General features: G+C 54.6%; 15 protein-coding genes. 11 read left to right on the forward strand and 4 right to left on the reverse strand.

Annotated elements, in window-relative coordinates:
• Nucleotides 1–161: 161 nt before the first annotated feature.
• From ABD949_RS06435 to ABD949_RS06450, 4 genes are all read left to right on the forward strand, one after another.
• The gene (locus ABD949_RS06435) at nucleotides 162–3,215 is read left to right on the forward strand and encodes a two-component regulator propeller domain-containing protein (protein WP_345241744.1); all 3,054 of its coding nucleotides are present in this window, start codon (nucleotides 162–164) and stop codon (nucleotides 3,213–3,215) included.
• Nucleotides 3,216–3,240: 25 nt separating this feature from the next.
• On the forward strand, nucleotides 3,241–3,981 hold the full coding sequence (locus ABD949_RS06440; RefSeq protein ID WP_345241746.1) for a LytR/AlgR family response regulator transcription factor: 741 nt from the start codon (nucleotides 3,241–3,243) through the stop codon (nucleotides 3,979–3,981).
• Between the two features lie 116 nt (nucleotides 3,982–4,097).
• A complete protein-coding gene (locus tag ABD949_RS06445) occupies nucleotides 4,098–6,530 on the forward strand; it encodes a YVTN family beta-propeller repeat protein (protein ID WP_345241748.1) in 2,433 nt (810 codons plus the stop codon).
• An 83-nt stretch (nucleotides 6,531–6,613) separates the two neighbouring features.
• A complete protein-coding gene (locus ABD949_RS06450) occupies nucleotides 6,614–7,429 on the forward strand; it encodes a peptidoglycan-binding protein (protein ID WP_345241750.1) in 816 nt (271 codons plus the stop codon).
• Between the two features lie 21 nt (nucleotides 7,430–7,450).
• On the opposite strand, the gene ABD949_RS06455 is transcribed toward ABD949_RS06450, so the two are convergent.
• Nucleotides 7,451–7,963, reverse strand: coding sequence for a dihydrofolate reductase family protein (locus ABD949_RS06455; RefSeq protein ID WP_345241752.1), 513 nt, complete (start codon nucleotides 7,961–7,963; stop codon nucleotides 7,451–7,453).
• Between the two features lie 87 nt (nucleotides 7,964–8,050).
• Here ABD949_RS06455 and ABD949_RS06460 point away from each other — a divergent pair, with 87 nt between their 5' ends.
• The gene (locus ABD949_RS06460) at nucleotides 8,051–10,489 is read left to right on the forward strand and encodes a penicillin acylase family protein (protein ID WP_345241754.1); all 2,439 of its coding nucleotides are present in this window, start codon (nucleotides 8,051–8,053) and stop codon (nucleotides 10,487–10,489) included.
• 10 nt (nucleotides 10,490–10,499) lie between these two features.
• Here ABD949_RS06460 and ABD949_RS06465 read toward each other — a convergent pair whose 3' ends face one another.
• Nucleotides 10,500–10,766 carry a hypothetical protein gene (locus ABD949_RS06465; RefSeq protein ID WP_345241756.1) on the reverse strand — a complete coding sequence of 89 codons (267 nt, stop codon included), beginning with the start codon at nucleotides 10,764–10,766 and terminating at the stop codon, nucleotides 10,500–10,502.
• A gap of 109 nt (nucleotides 10,767–10,875) precedes the next feature.
• Between ABD949_RS06465 and ABD949_RS06470 the strand changes: the two genes are divergently transcribed.
• A complete protein-coding gene (locus tag ABD949_RS06470) occupies nucleotides 10,876–12,465 on the forward strand; it encodes an NFACT RNA binding domain-containing protein (RefSeq protein WP_345241757.1) in 1,590 nt (529 codons plus the stop codon).
• A gap of 23 nt (nucleotides 12,466–12,488) precedes the next feature.
• On the opposite strand, the gene ABD949_RS06475 is transcribed toward ABD949_RS06470, so the two are convergent.
• The gene (locus tag ABD949_RS06475) at nucleotides 12,489–13,703 is read right to left on the reverse strand and encodes a glycosyltransferase family 1 protein (RefSeq protein WP_345241758.1); all 1,215 of its coding nucleotides are present in this window, start codon (nucleotides 13,701–13,703) and stop codon (nucleotides 12,489–12,491) included.
• 441 nt (nucleotides 13,704–14,144) lie between these two features.
• Here ABD949_RS06475 and ABD949_RS06480 point away from each other — a divergent pair, with 441 nt between their 5' ends.
• Complete coding sequence (locus ABD949_RS06480; protein ID WP_345241761.1) at nucleotides 14,145–15,704, forward strand: capsule assembly Wzi family protein; 1,560 nt, start codon at nucleotides 14,145–14,147, stop codon at nucleotides 15,702–15,704.
• A gap of 35 nt (nucleotides 15,705–15,739) precedes the next feature.
• Here the strand turns inward: ABD949_RS06480 and ABD949_RS06485 are convergent, their stop codons facing one another.
• On the reverse strand, nucleotides 15,740–16,024 hold the full coding sequence (locus ABD949_RS06485) for a hypothetical protein (protein ID WP_345241763.1): 285 nt from the start codon (nucleotides 16,022–16,024) through the stop codon (nucleotides 15,740–15,742).
• Between the two features lie 193 nt (nucleotides 16,025–16,217).
• Between ABD949_RS06485 and ABD949_RS06490 the strand changes: the two genes are divergently transcribed.
• The 4 genes from ABD949_RS06490 (at nucleotide 16,218) to ABD949_RS06505 (ending at nucleotide 18,071) form a co-directional block, all read left to right on the forward strand.
• On the forward strand, nucleotides 16,218–16,796 hold the full coding sequence (locus ABD949_RS06490; RefSeq protein ID WP_345241765.1) for an RNA polymerase sigma factor: 579 nt from the start codon (nucleotides 16,218–16,220) through the stop codon (nucleotides 16,794–16,796).
• Nucleotides 16,793–17,131, forward strand: coding sequence for a hypothetical protein (locus tag ABD949_RS06495; protein ID WP_345241767.1), 339 nt, complete (start codon nucleotides 16,793–16,795; stop codon nucleotides 17,129–17,131). Before ABD949_RS06490 ends, ABD949_RS06495 begins: the two co-directional genes overlap by 4 nt.
• Complete coding sequence (locus tag ABD949_RS06500) at nucleotides 17,118–17,639, forward strand: Spy/CpxP family protein refolding chaperone (protein WP_345241769.1); 522 nt, start codon at nucleotides 17,118–17,120, stop codon at nucleotides 17,637–17,639. Before ABD949_RS06495 ends, ABD949_RS06500 begins: the two co-directional genes overlap by 14 nt.
• Nucleotides 17,640–17,708: 69 nt before the next feature.
• Complete coding sequence (locus ABD949_RS06505) at nucleotides 17,709–18,071, forward strand: hypothetical protein (protein WP_345241770.1); 363 nt, start codon at nucleotides 17,709–17,711, stop codon at nucleotides 18,069–18,071.
• Nucleotides 18,072–18,133 lie beyond the last annotated feature (62 nt).

Below are 18,133 nucleotides of genomic sequence, written 5' to 3' on the forward strand. Positions count from 1 at the left end.
GTTTCGATTTCATTATATTGTATTGACTATCAGTATAAAAGATGTTCGGTCTGAAGCATATAAACCGGGTTAAGCGGAGGACGAACCTTTTAAGGACTGTTCTCCTGCTGGTCTTGCTAAGCTGTCCGGCTGTACTATGGGGGCAGAACACTGAAGCCCGATTGTATGTAACTGATGAAGCCCGTTTTGAATGCCTGTCGGTACGAGATGGCCTTTCCAATAACTTTGTTACTGCGATTCACCAGGACGCTCAGGGTTTTCTATGGGTAGGAACCCGGGATGGTCTGAATAAATTTGACGGTTATACCTTCACCGTGAGTCAACCCGGTTCTCCAGAACCGGACAATAAACCTGGTTACACGCATATAACGAATATTCATAAAGACCGTAATGGCCTGTTTTGGGTCAGCACCCTCAACAAAGGGTTGAGACGGTTTGACCCGCAGACTGCCAGGACCATCGACTATCATAATCGTGCTACCGGCAATAAACCCATTCAGACAGATTTTGGAATTTTCGCAGACCAGGAGGATGTATTCTGGATTCCTGCGTTAAATGGCCTGAACCGATTTAACCCGCAGACGGGTGACGTAACATTTTACCCGTTTCGGGGCAATTTTGAGTGGGTATCGTCGGTTTGCAAAGACAATTCCGGCCAGTTGTGGCTGGGCACGAGACATGGATTATATCGGTTCGATGAGCGTTCCGGGCAATTCACTCTTTTCCGGCTGAAGCCACCCCAGCCCAGCGTACATTCCTCTATCCCGCATCTTATCGAGTCAGTCTATAAAGATGCTGCCGGCACATTGTGGGTTGGCGTTTTCCAAATTGGTTTGTATCGACTTAATCCGATTACTCAACAGATCATCGCTTTTTACCCCTTTAAAACCAAGTCTCTGGCTGGAGGGCATTTCTATCAGAATGCTATGTTGGAGGAAGGGAATATGCTCTGGCTGGGTACCGATGCTGGTTTACAGTGCATTAATACCCAAACTGGTGAGGTTTTTACCTCACCTCAGCGTTTTTCCGGACCGAACCGCCCTGGCGGCAATGAAGTGTATGCTTTATATAAAGATAGGTCGGGCATCCTGTGGGTAGGCACTAATAAAGGAATTACTAAAGTAGAGCAGCATGGCCTGCAATTCCGTACCTACCAGTTTATGCCGGATGCTACCAATTCCCGGTTACCCGAAAATAACATTGAACCCGCTTATATAGACCGGTCGGGCGTAATCTGGCTGAGCAATTCACCCGGTCCCGGCGGTTTATACCGGTTCGATGCTGTTCAGGATAAACTAACGCGCTATGAAGCCAGACCAACTGACCCACACGGCCTGATCCATAATTTTATCACTGGTGATGCAATTCTCGAAGATCATACCGGAATCCTTTGGGTAGGTGCCGGCGAAACGCTGCACGCCCTGGACCGGCAGACGGGGCGGTTTACCCGCTATCCGGTTGGTACTTTTTTCTGGCTGATCCGGGAAGATATCTTCGGAAAGATCTGGATTGACGGGAATGGCATTTCGTCATTGGATCGAAAGACGGGAAAATTTACGCACTATCGTCATAATCCTAAAGATAGTACCAGCCTGGGAGACAATGGGGTCGGGGCCTTACTGACCAGCCGGACGGGTGATATTTGGGTGGGGGGGATGGGGATCAGCCGGCTGAATCAGGTTACCGGCAAGTTTACCCGTTACCTCCCAAATCTGACCCACCCGGCCGGCCACCTCAACGACCTCTTGATTTCGGCTTTTTACGAGGATTCTCACGGTATCATCTGGATTGGTACGCAGCATGGCGGGCTCAATCGCTTTGATCCTAAAACTCAACTTTTTACCGCCTTTACTACCCACGATGGCCTGCCTAGTAATCAAATCAGGGGAATGACAGGTGACTCCGCCGGTCACCTCTGGCTCACTACCGATAGAGGGCTATGCCGGTTCAACACAACAACTAAGGTTTGCCGTAATTTCGATGAAAGCGACGGCTTACGGGAGGATGATTTTCATTTCGGTAGTGTGCAGTACAGACACGGGAAACTTATACTACATGGCCACAATGGCTTTAGTGTATTTTACCCGGACAGCCTTCGGGATAACATTCCGGCTCCCCCTGTTTACATCACCGGTTTTAGCGTGTTTGATAAGCCTCATCCCGTTGATACCAGACCCATTGAACTAGGCTACCAGGAGAACTTCTTTTCGTTTGAGTTTGCGGCCCTGAGCTACCGAAGCGTACAAAAGAACCAATATGCTTACCAATTGGAGGGAGTTGACCCCCAGTGGGTATACTCCGGTACCCGACGCAGTGCCTCCTACACCGATATTGCGCCTGGCACCTACACCTTCCGGGTCAAAGGCTCCAATAGCGATGGCGTCTGGAGTGAAAAAGGAACATCGGTAACGCTCATTATTCATCCGCCCTGGTGGCGCACCTGGTGGTTTACGGCGCTGATTGTTGCACTTGTCGTGAGCCTGATTGCTACGGGTTTTCACTACCGCGTCGAGCAGATTCGCCGGGAGGAAGTTCGCAAAACCAAAGACGTAGAACAGAAAGCCCAGTTCAGCAAAAAACTGTCGGAGATGGAGATGCAGGCGCTCAGGGCGCAGATGAATCCCCACTTTATCTTCAACAGTCTCAATTCCATCAACCGCTTCATCATGAAAAATGAAGCCGAAGCAGCCTCTGACTATCTCTCCAAGTTCTCGAAACTGATCCGGCTCATTCTGCAAAACTCCAATGCTCCGGGGGTAACCCTGGAAAATGAATTAAACGCCTTACAGCTATACCTGGAGCTGGAGTCGCTGCGCTTTGAGAAGAAGTTCAGCTTTCAGATTCACTGCGCGTCTGGCGTAGAACTGGCGTATCTGGAGATTCCGCCGTTGTTGATCCAGCCGTATGTGGAGAATGCCATCTGGCACGGTCTGATGCATAAACAAGGTAGCGGCCATATCGACATCAGCGTCGCGTGTGAAAGGGATTGGCTGCTGTGTACAGTGCAGGATGACGGCATTGGCCGGCAGCGGGCAGCCGAGCTGAAAAGCCAATCGGTCACCCGCAACAAGTCGCTGGGCATGACCATTACGGCCCACCGGCTGGCATTGCTCAACCAGGGAGCAGAGCGTCAGACTGCCGTGGAGGTAGTCGATTTAGTAGATTCACTGGGGGAGCCCTGCGGCACGCGGGTACAACTGAAAATACCGGTATAAATAAGGATTCGTACTTCTTCATACGATGATAAAGGCAATATTAGTTGATGACGAAAAGCACTGTCGGGAAACGCTGTCTATGCAACTGGAGCGCTACTGCCCCGACGTTACCCTGCTGACCGAATGTAGTTCGGCCGCAGAAGGACTTCAGGCTATCAATCAGTATAATCCGGATGTGGTTTTTCTGGATGTGGAGATGCCGGGGATGAATGGTTTTGACATGCTGAAGTGCCTGCCGGCTATACCGTTTGCCCTGATTTTTACGACCGGCTACGATACCTACGCCATCAACGCCATTCGCTTCAGTGCGCTGGACTACCTGCTCAAGCCCATCGACCGGAACGACCTGATTAACGCCGTGGCCAAAGTACAGGCCCGGCCGGCTCCTGCCACGAACCAGCAGTTAGATATCCTGATGCAAAAGCTGGAAGGCCGGCTGACCGGCTTGCAGAAGATAGCCTTACCGACGCTGGAAGGCTTTGAACTGGTCCCGCTGGATACCATTATCCGGTGCGAGTCGGACGGTAGCTACACCTACTTTTTCGTGAAAGGTGGTCGGAAAATAACCGTGTCGCGTACACTGAAGGAGGTTGAAGAACTGCTGGAAGGCCATTCGTTCCTGCGGGTCCATCACTCGCACATTATTAACCTGAACGAGGTGCAGCGCTACGTCCGGGGTGAGGGTGGCTACGTGATACTGAGTGATACGTCGTCTGTCAACGTATCGCGCAGCCGCAAGGATGCGCTCCTGAAGGTCTTTGGCTGACCGAGAGGGAGCAGGAATAAGGTATTCAAGGCACTCGGTGTAAGGTTTACGATTTCATAATAGTCTGTTTTGGGACTAAACCTGTACATTTAACACCGATACCTACCCTTCACATCATGATACGTTGTTTTCTGCTTCTATGTCTGCTTCCCTTTTCGGTGCTGGCCCAAAAGACCGTTACCCGTGAACGAAACGTGCTACAGGCGCTGGAGGCCAAACGGCTTACCCTGCCCAACGGCTGGAGCCTGACACCCTACGGCCGGTCGCTGCCGCTGGGGGATTTACCGCTCAATATGGCAGTCTCGCCGTCGAAGAAGCTCATGGCCGTGACCAACAACGGCTACTCGAAACATTCCATTCAACTCATCGATATTGCTACCGAAAAAGTACTCGATGAAGCCGAAATCCAGAAAGCCTGGCTGGGGCTGCGGTTTAGCCCGGATGGCAGAAAACTCTACGCGTCGGGCGGTAACGACAATCAGGTGATTATCTTTAATGTGGCCGGTAATAAGCTCAACAAAGCCGACTCTATTGCCTTGGGCCGGCCGTGGCCCAACCGCATCTGGCCAACGGGACTGGAACTGGATGCCAAAGGCACAACGGTATACGTAACCACTAAAGATGACAGTTCACTGTACGTCTGTGATGTCGCCACCAAAAAGGTGCGTACCCGTATCAAACTACCCGCCGAGGGGTATACCTGCCTGCGGTCGCCGGTATCGGAAGAACTGTATATTTCGCTGTGGGGTGGCGAAAAGGTGCTGGTCTATAACCCGGCGCAGCAGCGCATAACGGGCGAAATTCCGGTCGGGAGCCACCCGAACGATATGCTGATTACCCGCAACGGGCAGTACCTGTTTACGGCTAATGCCAACGACAATAGCGTCTCCGTTATTGATCTGAAAACCCGGCGGGTTGTCGAAACCATGGTGACGTCCCTCTATCCGGATGCGCCGGCCGGCAGTACGCCCAATGCGTTGGCGCTCAGCGCCGACCGCAACGGCGGACCGGAAAATACCTTGTTAGTCGCCAATGCCGATAACAATTGCCTGGTTGTGTTTGATATAAGCCGAATCGGTCGCAGCCGCTCCGTTGGTTTTATTCCGACCGGCTGGTATCCGACAGCGGTAAAGGTGGTTGGTAAAAAGGTGCTTGTCGCCAACGGCAAGGGCTGCACCTCCAAGCCGAACCCCAACGGCCCGAATCCGGCGAAGCGGAGAGAACCCGACACGCAGCATATCGGCGGGCTATTTACCGGAACACTTTCGGTGTTCGAGATGCCGGATCAGGCTACGCTGTCGGCCACCTCGCAGATCGTTTATCGGAATACACCGTACAACAAAGACAAAGAAAAAATGGCCGCCGGGGAGGTTAACAATCCTATTCCCCGTCAGGTGGGTGGCCCCGCATCACCCATCAAATACGTGTTCTACATCGTCAAGGAGAACCGCACCTACGACCAGATTTTTGGCGATATGCCCGAAGGCAACGGTGATCCGAACCTATGTCTCTTTCCGGAAAAGGTAACGCCGAACCACCACGCGCTGGCCAGAGAGTTTGTGCTGCTCGATAACTTCTACGTCGATGCCGAAGTGAGTGCTGATGGACATAACTGGTCGACGGCTGCCTACGCAACGGATTACGTGGAAAAGATTTGGCCCATGAGTTACGGCGGCCGGGGCGGTACCTACGATTTTGAAGGCAGCCGCCGGACCGCTTTCCCCAAGAAAGGCTTCATCTGGGACTACTGCCAGCGGGCGGGGATTCCGTACCGGAGCTATGGTGAGTTTATGGCCTACTCCAAACAGAAAGGCTCGGCGCTGGCGGGACACATGGCAAACAAGTTTCCGGTATATGACCTCAGCGTTAAAGACATTACCCGCTTTGAAGCCTGGAAAAACGACTTCGACAGCCTGCTGGCCCTGAATGCTGTTCCGCGGTTCAACTCCCTGCGCTTCAGCAACGACCATACCAGCGGAGCCCGCATTGGCGCACCAACACCGTTTGCTCACGTAGCCGACAATGATCTGGCGCTGGGGCTGTTTGTCGAATACCTGTCCAAGAGCCCAATCTGGAAAGAGTCAGCTGTGTTTGTGCTGGAAGACGACGCCCAGAACGGCCCCGACCATGTCGATGCGCACCGGTCGCCGGCCCTGGTCATCAGTCCCTACACCAAACGACGGCACGTCGAGCATAGCATGTACTCAACCTCCGGTATGCTGCGGACCATGGAACTGATCCTGGGCCTGCCGCCCATGAGCCAGTACGACGCGGCCGCTACACCTATGTTTGCCTGTTTTACCAACACCCCTGATCTGACGACCTACACCCACCGCCCGGCGCAGGTAGACCTCGAAGCCAAAAATACCGCCTGGAACGAACCCGCCCGGCGCTCGCAAAAGTTTGACCTGCGCCATGCGGATACGCTCGACGACTATGAGTTCAGCGAGGTGATCTGGAAAGCCGTCAAAGGCGAACATTCCGTGATGCCGGCCCCCCGCCGGGGAGCGTTTGTGCGCATTGCCAAAGCGGATGATGACGATGACTAAAAGGCTGACCTTTCGCTAAATACCTGTCAGGGCCGGTTCATAAAGCGTGTACCTTGTAGCGGTAAACCCGACTAGCCACGCTTATGAAAAAGACACATTTTAAAAAAGAACTGACCCTGTCCGAAAGCTGCCGCAAAGGAGACAAAGGGGCAGATGTAAAGCGGATTCAGGAGTGGTTATGCCTGAGTCCGCTGCGATTTCCGGAAGCCGTGACGGCCACAACCGTCGATGGTAAGTTTGGCAGTGCTACCGAGCGGGCTGTTCGTAATTTTCAGGAAGCGATTGGCGAACAGCCTACCGGTGTGGTAACCCCGGCATTGTTTGAGCGACTGGCCGAACCGCTAAGCACGGCCTTTCAAACACCCCCGGTTTCCAATCCGGAATCCATTCACCAGGTCGTTCTCCACTACGCCCGGACGCACCTGCGGCAGCGGGCCACTGAACTGCAGACCGCCCAGGACCAGAATCTTGGCCCGTGGGTACGCAGCTACTGCGACGGCTACGAGGGTTCGCCCTTTAAATGGTGTATGGGATTTGTGCAATCGGTGCTGGACCAGGCTGCTGCCGGTATGGGACGCGACTACACCCGAATCATGCCCGCTTCGTTAAGCTGCGACGTAGTGGCCATGGCGGGCCGGCAGAATGGGCGTCTGATTGCCAGTAAGGCCATTCGGAACAATCCGGCTCAGGTTCGGCCCGGCGACGTATTCCTGCTGAAATATGCCAACCTCAACGATTGGTATCATACCGGTGTTATTACCCGCGTGGTTGGCGACTGTTTTGAGACGATCGAGGGCAATACCGATAGCAAAGGGTCAAGCAACGGCACGGCCGTATTTACCCGCACCCGTAATTTCCGGACGACAACCATTGATGTCTTTGCCGTAGAAGGACTCTAAGTTGCCGGCTAACGAACCATGCTACACGCGCTCGTACCGGGCCTCTACCAACCCAGGAGGGTAAATCTTTGTACTAGTCAGTTTTAATTCTGTCTGGCGCGTGTGAGGTTTAAACAGGGGAATGCCACAGCCCAGAATGGTGGGGTGGATAAACAGGATGTATTCGTCGATCAGGCCGGCTTTCTGAAGGGGGTGAATGACATTGGCCCCACCTACCAGCCAGATGTTGCCGCCGGGTTGTTCTTTCAGCATACGGGTAAAGTCAATTATGTCTTCCGACACAAAGGCTACCCACTCCTGCTGGGCGCGGCTGGTATTCCGGGTAAAAACGTAACTGGTTTTGTCCTGGTATGGGTACTCTCCGAAGGTCAGCACCTGTTCGTACGTCCGGTTGCCCAGCAGCACCGTATCAACGGACTGGTAAAACTCCTCATACCCAAAATCCTCGTCGGCCAGCAGCCAGTCTACCTCGCCGTTTGTCCGGGCAATGTAGCCATCCAGGCTGGTTGCAATAAAGAGTATCAGTTTTCGCATAGGTTGGTTACAACGGTTTGTAAGCAGGGCGCTTTGCCAGAAAGAAGTAAATTTCTACATTTATTACCCTACTTTCCAACCTTCTCTATGTGTTTTAATCCGTTCCGGCTGATAATCCTGCTTTTTTTATTGACGAACCAGATTTCCTGTACGAAACGTAGTAAGCTATTACAAACCAAAGGGTTACGGCAGCCGGTCGAGATCCTGCGTGACCGCTGGGGTATCGCGCATATTTACGCCCAAAACGAACACGATCTGTTTTTTGCCCAGGGCTATTCGGCCGCTTCCGACCGCTTGTTTCAACTCGAAATCTGGCGACGGCAGGCCACCGGCACCGTGGCTGAACTGCTGGGACCGCAGGAACTCAAGCGCGACATCGGCTCGCGGCTGTTCCGCTTCCGGGGTAAGCTGGATGAGGAACTGAAACATTACCACCCCCGCGGTCCGCAGATCATTCAGGCGTTTGTCGATGGCATTAATGCCTATATCCGCGAAATCCGGCAGACACCAGACAAATTACCGTTTGAATTTACCCTGCTGAAAGCCCAGCCCGGCTACTGGACCCCGGAGGTAGTCATCAGCCGTCACCAAGGGCTGCTCAGCAACGTCCGCGACGAACTGAACAACGGCCGGCTGGTGCATCTGCTGGGGGCCGACCACGTGCGCCAGGTGCAGTGGTTCCATCCCGCCCGTACGCCCGCCGAGCCGGATCTGACGCTGCACGTTTCCGGAGAAGAACTGTTTCAGCCCATTCTGGACCTATACGAAGCCTTCAAATTACCGGTAGCGTTTCCGGCACCGGGGCAGAAAGTAGGGCAGCAGTGGAGTGATGAGGAAGTGATGAATTGGTTTGAGGCCGAAAAGCAGTACGTAGGGTCGAATAACTGGGTAATCAGCGGAGCACGGTCGGCCAGTGGTTTTCCGATGCTGGCCAATGATCCGCACCGGGCGCAGCAGGTGCCATCGCTGCGGTACTGGGTCCACCTGAACGCGCCCGGCTGGAACGTGATCGGTGCCGGGGAGCCGGCGCTGCCGGGGGTGTCTATCGGGCACAACGACGATGGAGCGTGGGGGCTGACCATTTTTGAAACCGACAACGAAGATTTGTACGTCTACGAAGCCAATCCGGCCGACCCCAATCAGTACCGTTATAAGGGTCAATGGGAGTTGCTGACCACCCTGACAGAATCCATACCCGTTAAAGACCGCCAGCCAGAGACAGTTACGCTGAAGTATACACGACACGGTCCGGTGGTATTTGAGGATGCCAAAAACCGGAAGATTTATGCCGTACGGGCCGGCTGGCGCGAAGCCGGCTGTGCGCCTTACCTGGCCAGCCTGCGAATGAACCAGGCGAAAAACTGGGCGGAGTTCCGGCAGGCCTGCACCTACAGCCGCATCCCCGGCGAAAACATGATCTGGGCGGGACGGCCATCCGTGGGGCGGCCATCCGCGGGTCAGCAAGGAGAAATTGGCTGGCAGGCGGTGGGCATTTCGCCCATCCGCCGGAACTGGACCGGGCTGGTGCCCGTACCGGGCGACGGGCGCTTTGAGTGGGATGGCTACCTGCCCATTCAGCAGCTACCGCATAAACTAAACCCAACGGAAGGCTACATCGTAACCGCCAACGATAACCAGACACCGGCCGACTTTCCGCACCGCAACGCCGTTGGCTGGGTGTGGTCCAATCCGGTGCGGTCCGACCGGATCAAAGAGCTGCTGACCAGTAAACCCAAACAAACGCTTACCGATTTCAAAGCTATTCAGGCCGACTACCTGTCGATGGCCGCCCGCCGGCTGGTACCCTTGCTGAAGTCGCTGAAAGGCGGCAGTGAATCGGTAGCGTGGGCGCGGCAGCAGTTACTGGCGTGGGATTGCCGGCTGGACCCCGGCTCCGTTCCGGCATCGGTGTATGTGCTGTGGGAGGGCTACCTTCGGGGTGTGCTGTACCAGGCGGCCCTGCCCGATAAGGCCCGCCGGTACCTGAAAAATATTCCCACTAAACGTATGGTCGACTGGCTGACCGAACCTGAGGCTACGCTGGCTAAACTGCCAACCATCGCCAGCGCCACAACGGCTGACCGCGACAGCCTGCTGCTGACCTGCCTCGACTACGCCATGCGGGACCTGGCTCAGCGCCTGGGACCCGACCGGAGCCGCTGGCAATACGGGCAATCCGACAATAAGCATATCTATCTGGAACACCCGCTGAGCGACTGGCTGGAGGAGAGCGAGCAGGCCCGCATCAACGTGGGGCCGGCACCCCGCGGAGGCTACGGCGAAACGGTCAACAACACCGGCAGCAGCCTGAACCAGGAGCATGGCGCTTCTTTCCGCATCCTGGTCGATACCCAGGACTGGGATAAAACTCTGGGCATCAACAGCCCCGGCCAGTCGGGCGACCCGGCCAGTCCGCACTACCGCGATCTGTTTCCCCTCTGGTCCCGCAATGAGTATTTCCCGGTCTACTTTTCCACCCAAAAAATAAAAGCCGCGACAGAGTCGCGGCTGATACTTACGCCTTAACTTCTCACGCTTAACTGCCCGATTCGCTGCCGTTGCGGGTGCTGGCGTGGCCGGAGCGGCCGTGGCCTCCGCGCTCGAACTGCAGTTCAGATTTGGTCTTGGCGTTCGGGTCGTGGTTTTCTTCTTCGCCCTGCTTGCTTTTATCCTGATCGGAGCGTATCTGCTCCATATGGGGCTTCTGCTGGCTGGTATCGTAGGCTTCGTGCTGCTGACTACGCTCCGAGTGCGGCTGTCTGTCGTTGGCCCCCGGCTGATGCGTTGTTTTATTATTTCCCATGACGTTAAGCAATTTTAGTTATGCTGGTTTAACCTACCGGTTGAGTGGATTGTTTAACAAATAAGGCTTCTTTACCGGACACCGAGTCTTTTCCGCTTAGTTTTGTGCCATGCACACCAACTATTACTTTCTTCGTCAACTGGGGCCGGCCCTGGAGTCGCAATTGGCTGGCCTGAAACTGATGGAGTGTTTCAGTCAGGACCGCGATGAACTGGTGCTGGTATTTGCGCAGGCACGGGGAAAAATAAACTACTACCGACCGTTTTACATCAAGGCTACCCTGCGGCCGGATTTCTCCGGGCTGCTGTTTCCAGAGGTGGTGCAACGGGCACGTACCAACAGTGCCGATCTCTTTGAGTCGCTGTACGACCGGGCGGTGCTGGGTGTACGCTCATTCCTGAACGAACGCTGCCTGGCTATTCTGCTGGAAGACAACTACGCCCTGCTGTTCAAGTTTTTCGGCAACCGTCCCAATCTGCTGACCTTTGAAGGCAACACCGTCATGGACTTGTTCAACCAGAAACTGGTGGCGGACAGCCACCTTGTGCTGGATGCGCTCGACCGGCCCATCGACCAGTCGTGGGAGGCTTTCGTGCGGGCCGGTTATGATCATCGCAAGCTGTTTCCGACATTCGGGAAGGTAGTGAATGGGTACCTGGCGGAGCGGTTTGGACGGGGAGAGGAGCCAGACGGGGCGGAGAAGTGGGCGATTGTGCAGGAGGTACTGGCGCAGTTGGAGCGGCCGCGGTATTACCTGACGCGTATTGAGCACCGGCCGGCCCTGTCGCTGCTGCCGGTAGGGGAGATTCGGCGGGAGTTTGACGAGCCGCTCGACGCGTCAAACCGGTTTTATATTGCCTACAACGGCCAGAACACCTTTGAACGGGAAAAGGGGGAGGTGTTGCGGCTGTTTGACAAACGGCTGAAGCGGGCGCAGGCGTATATCGACACTAACCTGGAACGGATCATTGAGCGCGACGAAAACAGCCGGAATGAACAGATCGCAAACATTCTGATGGCCAACCTGCACCAGATACCAGAGCCGCCCGGCGCACGTTCGCCGGAGTCGGTGACACTGCACGACTTTTACCACGACCGGCCTATCACCGTTAAGTTAAAGCCCGACCTGACTCCTCAGAAAAACGCCGAAGGGTATTACCGGAAAGCCAAGAACGAAAAGATTGAAGAAGAACACCGGCAGCGGCAACTTACCGCCCGTGAGGAAGAAATCAGGCGTATGCAAGAGTACCGGTTGGCTCTGGATCAGATTGAAACCCTGAAAGAACTACGCAAATACATCAAACAGCACAACCTGCTGTCGGACGCTATAACCGAGGGGCCTGTTCAGCTATTCAAAGAAGTGGAGCACGAAGGGTTCCGAATCCTGATTGGCCGGAATGCCAAAAACAATGATCTGCTCACCCAGCGATACACCTACAAAGATGACCTGTGGCTGCACGCCCGCGATGTGTCCGGGTCGCACGTGGTCATCAAACACCAGGCGGGCAAGACTTTTCCGAAGACGGTGATCGAGCGGGCGGCCGAACTGGCGGCCTGGTACTCCAAACGCCGGACGGATAGTTTATGCCCGGTGATTGTGACACCGAAAAAGTTTGTTCGCAAACCCAAAGGCCTGGCCGAGGGACAAGTGGTTATTGATAAGGAAGATGTGGTGATGGTAGTGCCGAAGGGCGAGTAGACGGCACTACCATCATCCGCCATTTATTGTTCGGTAACGAGCTGGAGGTGGCCCTGCATAATGCGCGCCATGTCGCTCCAGGTTTTATCCCATGAGTTCTCGGCCAGAAAGCCGTCAATGGCTTCCCAGTTGGCGGGGTGCCGCCCGAGCAGAGCTGCTTCAATCGCCTGCTCAAACGCTTTGGCGTCATCAGCAATCTGCACATGCCCGGCACTGCCGTAGGTGCGCACCACATCGCGGATGGGTGTTGAGACGACCGGTAAGCCGGCCGAGAGGTATTCCGGCGTTTTGGTCGGACTGATAAATCGGGTCGATTCATTCAGCGCAAACGGCATCATAGCCACATCCCAGTTGCTGAAGTACGCCGGCAACTCCTGGTACGTTTTCATGCCCAGGTAATGAATGTTGCTGGCCTTTGGCAGGCAGGCCGGATCTACTTTTACCGTCGGACCCAGCAGGACAAACTGCCAGTCGGAGCGACGCTGGGCCAGTTCGGCGAACAGACCACAGTCGAACCGTTCGTCGATGACTCCGCAGAAACCCACACGCGGGTTGGGCAGGCTGCGCTGGTCGGTCGGGTCGGGCAGTGGGCGCCGGGCCTGGCAGAAATGATTGTAGTCGATACTGCTTGGGAAGGCAAACACCCTGGGATGTCGCGTCTGCTTGGCTTCGTACAGGCTGTACCCCCCGGTAAAGACGATATCGGCCTGTTGCATGAGCCGCTTCTCCTGCTCGATTAGTTGCGGAGGAGCACCCAGGAACGCCGACAGTTCGTCCATGCAATCGTATATGGTCAGCTGAGGCTTCAGATGATCGGTAAACTCCAGGGCCATGGGTGTATAGTACCAGGCCATAAAATCGGTGATGCGTTCGCTTTCGAGCAACTGATCGACTACCCGGCGCTGGTAGGCAAGAACATCCTGGCCCGGGGTGCCATGCTTCACATGAGGCACCACTACATTAAGATGGTCGTTGATCGCCCGCACCTCTACCTTCAGCTCATTTCCCCAGATAGGCTCTTCAATAAACCAGATGCGCCATTGTTTACTGGCCCGGCTCAGCAGGTGCTGCGGGCGCTGATACACAAAATTCCACCGAAGGTGAGAGAAGCAAAACAGGTTCTGGGCACTTTTTTCAAAAGATCTGGACAGTAAAGGGTTGGACGTTGCAGGAGTAGTCTGACTGGTAATACCGGTTGCGACGGGAGATTCTGACGTTGAGGTTTCTGTAATTTTCATGTGAATTAATATGGCTAAAAATTAATAAAAAAGCCTGGCAAGAGACCAGGCTGGTGACAATATGCTCTTCGTAGCTTGATAAAGCTTCAAGCGATACGTCTATACCCCATCGAATCCTATGTGGCTTGCTCGTATCAAAGACAAAAGCAGATTGTTGTGTTCCAACCTGTTCCTTTAACCATAACTGTGCCGGATTGTTAAAGGGTGGGTTAGTATTTGAGGGAATGGTCCGAATTTACCGGAACGGTCTATACGTTGGCGGTTGCTGCTTTTCCCGGCCTTTTTCAATACAATCCTGCTAATGTCTTGTTTTACTGTTGCTTATAAGTTCGGGTCCGGCAGAATACGCGCCTGTTGCTTATCTGGTACATTTTTTGTCCTGAAATCAGGGCAGCAGTGCGCTGGATTTGCTACGATTTTATCTGTTGCTTCCGTCGGCCTATGCGAATACTTATACTCTGTTGGCTGCTACCAGCCGTTGTATGTGGCCAGGTTGCTTCCGGGTCGCTTAAACCGACACATGTATTTGGCGAGGCCGGGGGCTTTTACGCGCCCAACCAGCGAACGCCCTTCTGGCTACAGGCTAACCAATCGGGTATTATACCCGCTTTAATGCCCTTTGGCACGTTTCGTGTGGGGTTGCGGCACGACGACCGTCACCACCGTATGGTGATGGATACCAGTGGGGTACCCTCCCGGAAACGCAGTTTTTTTTGCCTGGCCTACGGCCTGGAGGCTGCGCTGAATGTGGGGAAAACCCAGCAGGTACTCATCCCCGAGGCTTACCTGAAAGCTAAGGTGGGGCCGTTCGAAGTCTGGGGCGGTCGCCGGCGCGAGGTGATCGGCCTGGCCGATTCAACCATGGGCCTGGGTCCTTACGCCTGGTCCGGTAATGCGTTGCCTATCCCTAAAATCCAGATTGGGCTGCCCGATTTCACGCCCCTGCCCATGACGGGCGGCCTGCTGGCGGTGCAGGGCTTTTTTGCGCACGGCTGGTTTGACAACGGCTTCGTCAAAAACTCGTATCTCCACCAGAAAGCATTGTATGGCCGGTTCGGAAAGCCACACTGGCCGGTACAACTGTACGCGGGCCTTAACCACCAGGTGCAATGGGGGGGAGCGGTTCGCGAAAGTCTGCCGACCGGTTATGTCCGGGGGGGACGTTTCCCGTCTGGCCTGAACGACTATGTCGATGTCATTACGGGAAAGAGCCTGGGGACCCGTTTGGAGGTTGATACGTCAAAATACAGTCCGTTTGACCGGGAGAACCGGTTAGGTAATCACCTGGGCACGGTTGATCTGGGGCTGGAAATCCGGGGGCGGGAGTATTCGCTGCTGCTGTACCGGCAGTCAATTTATGAAGATGGCTCCCTGTATTACCTCACCAACATCGCCGACGGCCTGAACGGCATCCGGTTTACCAACCGCAGGCGGCTCCGGAGCGTAATTTCACTCCAGCGGCTTCTGGTCGAGTTTCTTTATACCCGCAGTCAGGGCGGATCGGTCTTTGCCGACTCGCCGGCCCGGCTCCGGGGGCGCGACAACTATTTTAACCATGGCCAGTACCGCGACGGCTGGTCGTATCAGGGAAGAACCATCGGAACCCCGTTTATTACGCCCTGGTATACAACGCGCTCTGACCTGCCGACGCACTGGTTTACCAACAACAACCGGGTGATGGTGTTTCATACCGCCCTGCAGTTGCTGGTCCAGTCCCGGTACAGCCTGTTTCTCAAATGCTCCGTCAGCGAAAACCAGGGGATTTACGACATCCCGTTTACCCCGCCGGCCTGGCAGTTTTCGTCGTTGCTGGCGCTTCAGTTGCCTGTCACCCGAACCGGCTGGCAGGTCAACCTTTCGGCCGCCATCGACCGGGGCAGGCTCTACACCGATCAGTTTGGCGTGTATGCCGGTTTGCGCAAAAGCTGGGTACAGCCAAAGAAAAACACCTCACCATCGGCGTACCGCAACATACACGGATTTCCGGTTCGGCAGCAGTAATGCTGAAGCGTTTGTAAGCGGATTCAGGGTTTTGGTTAAGGCTTGTGTTCTTCTTTGCTCTCCGGCGGGGTCATGATCAGCAACAGTACCAGACTAACACCGGCAACGGCCGAAAAACTGATGGCTGCGCCTGAGCCCAGGGAAGCCCCAATATTGAAGTGACTGGCGAAAAGCCCGGTATCCTGGAAGAGCAGGCGGTGGACCATAAACAGACTAATGGCAAATAGACTGATTAGGATGAAGCGTAACGTACTTATTTTGATCATCATAACGTTGTTTACAAACTTAAGGTAGAACGACCCGTTATCGTAATTGTTCATATAATTGGTTAACTTCTCTGAAACAGTTACCAACCGGCAGGCAGTCTGCTCACCCGCCTGTTCTGTCTGTATATAGGCTACGCTTACCATTGGTTATCAGTCCCTCATTAAGTTTTTTTCGCCAGCCCGCAGGTTTTTTGCTAACTACGCACCTAAGTAAACAATCCACATGACCCTTAATTAAGTAACCTGGTTGCAGGATTCAGAACTAATAGCTGCATTACGGTCGGGCAGCGAGCCGGCCTTCCGAACCCTTGTCGAATCCTACCAGAATAGGGTGTACAACATGGCATTGGTGATTGTACAGCAGGAAGAAGAAGCCGAAGATGTAGCGCAGGAGGTATTTATTGAAGTTTATCAGACAATAGACCGGTTTCGGGAAGAGTCCCGGCTGTCGACCTGGATCTACCGGATTACCACCTCCAAGGCGCTGGAACACCACCGGCGCCGGAAAGCCAAAAAGCGGTTTGCGTTTATCACCAGCCTGTTCGGGAGCGAAAACGAGGTATTGCATGAGCCGGCGGACTTTCACCATCCGGGCGTAGCGCTGGAAAATAAAGAACAGATGAAACTGCTTTTTGGGGCCATTGCCGCTCTGCCTGAGAGTCAGAAAGTGGCCTTTACGCTGCATTATCTCAACCAGGCAAGTTACCAGGAGGTGGCCGAGATTATGCAGAACACCGTGTCGGCGGTAGAGTCGCTGCTGCACCGGGCCAAACAGAATTTGCGTAAACAACTGAATACATACTATACGGAGTTTAATAAGCCATGAATCCATCAAACAATCCATCTGACCAACATGAATCCTGGGAAAACTGGTTTGACCAACTGAAAAAGATCGAACCAGCAAAGCCACGCCCATTTTTTTACACCCGCCTGCAAGCGCGGCTAAGCGCCCGGACAGAACCCTCGGCGGTGCTGCCCTGGTGGCTCCGCAATCCCGGCTACGCCCTGGGTGCCCTTTGCCTGCTGGTAGGCCTCAACGTGGCTGCAGCCGTGGCCAGCGACTGGGCGGCCGAGCGGGTGCCGGAAACAGACCAGTACACCTACGAGGAGTTTGCCTCCGAATATCAGTTAAACCGACAGGGACTGTATGCCGATGAATGAGACGAAGCGGGACCGGCTGATGGTCGGTATTATTGTGGGGCTGGCACTGCTGAACCTGGCGCTGCTGGCCTGGATGTACCTGGCTCCCCAGCAGCAGAAGCGCCGGACCGACCGGAGGCTGTTTTTGTCGCAGGAGCTTAACTTCTCCGAAGAGCAGCGGAAACAGTACCGGACGCTCCGGGAGGAACATTTCAACGCTATCCGGCCCATGCTGGAAGAAATACACGAAAGCCGGAAGGCCTTTTTTCAGCAGATAAATGATACTACCCTGACGGATGCCCAACTGCTGCAACAGGCCGAGCAACTGGAAATTAAACTGGCCCGTGTCGACGTAATGACGTTCCGGCATTTTCAGGAGGTGCGGCAACTCTGTACACCTGACCAACGCGAAAAGCTGACGGAGGTGCTAGCCCGATTCCCGGCCCGCTGGTTTAGCGGACGCGCCGGTCAGGGGGGGCGCGGACACCGGCCCGGCGCTGATTCTGCCCGAACCGGACAAAAACAATAAATTTTTAACCGTTTCCGAAGGTTTCGCCCCGGGTTGACACCTAAGGAAGCATATCTAAACAAAATACCGATGAAATCAGTCCTTTTTTTTAGCCTTTTGCTGGCCGGAACCGTTTCGTATGAAGGCTATGCCCAACAGACTCAGGCTCCGCAGACGGAGCAGCGTGGTGGTGGACAGCAGGGGCGCTTCCGTGATATGACCCCTGTGGAAGCCTCGGCCTTACCGGCTACCGTAACCAATTATGTTAAAGAAAAGTATCCAAAAGCCGAAATCCGGCGGGCGATGCAGGATACCGAGCAGAACTATCACGTGATGATAGCGGCAGATACCACCCGCAGACGGCTGGTTTTTGACGCCAAAGGCACGTTCAAAGAAGAAATGGCCATGCGCCCGATGGGCCAGGGTCGTGGCCAGCGTGGCAATCAGAAGTAAGCTCAGACCGGTATCTGACTGATCAATGAAACAGTGTCCGGATGTCTCCTCCACCCAATCAG

This window comes from Nibrella saemangeumensis (assembly GCF_039541915.1).
GTDB lineage: Bacteria > Bacteroidota > Bacteroidia > Cytophagales > Spirosomataceae > Nibrella > Nibrella saemangeumensis.

Excerpts from the sequence above, each read along its gene's own strand:
- ABD949_RS06440 (WP_345241746.1), top strand. The coding sequence starts at position 3,241 with ATGATAAAGGCAATATTAGTTGATGACGAAAAGCACTGTCGGGAAACG.
- ABD949_RS06445 (WP_345241748.1), top strand. The coding sequence starts at position 4,098 with ATGATACGTTGTTTTCTGCTTCTATGTCTGCTTCCCTTTTCGGTGCTG.
- ABD949_RS06450 (WP_345241750.1), top strand. The coding sequence starts at position 6,614 with ATGAAAAAGACACATTTTAAAAAAGAACTGACCCTGTCCGAAAGCTGC.
- ABD949_RS06455 (WP_345241752.1), bottom strand. The coding sequence starts at position 7,963 with ATGCGAAAACTGATACTCTTTATTGCAACCAGCCTGGATGGCTACATT.
- ABD949_RS06460 (WP_345241754.1), top strand. The coding sequence starts at position 8,051 with ATGTGTTTTAATCCGTTCCGGCTGATAATCCTGCTTTTTTTATTGACG.
- ABD949_RS06465 (WP_345241756.1), bottom strand. The coding sequence starts at position 10,766 with ATGGGAAATAATAAAACAACGCATCAGCCGGGGGCCAACGACAGACAG.
- ABD949_RS06470 (WP_345241757.1), top strand. The coding sequence starts at position 10,876 with ATGCACACCAACTATTACTTTCTTCGTCAACTGGGGCCGGCCCTGGAG.
- ABD949_RS06475 (WP_345241758.1), bottom strand. The coding sequence starts at position 13,703 with ATGAAAATTACAGAAACCTCAACGTCAGAATCTCCCGTCGCAACCGGT.
- ABD949_RS06480 (WP_345241761.1), top strand. The coding sequence starts at position 14,145 with ATGCGAATACTTATACTCTGTTGGCTGCTACCAGCCGTTGTATGTGGC.
- ABD949_RS06485 (WP_345241763.1), bottom strand. The coding sequence starts at position 16,024 with ATGAACAATTACGATAACGGGTCGTTCTACCTTAAGTTTGTAAACAAC.
- ABD949_RS06495 (WP_345241767.1), top strand. The coding sequence starts at position 16,793 with ATGAATCCATCAAACAATCCATCTGACCAACATGAATCCTGGGAAAAC.
- ABD949_RS06500 (WP_345241769.1), top strand. The coding sequence starts at position 17,118 with ATGCCGATGAATGAGACGAAGCGGGACCGGCTGATGGTCGGTATTATT.
- ABD949_RS06505 (WP_345241770.1), top strand. The coding sequence starts at position 17,709 with ATGAAATCAGTCCTTTTTTTTAGCCTTTTGCTGGCCGGAACCGTTTCG.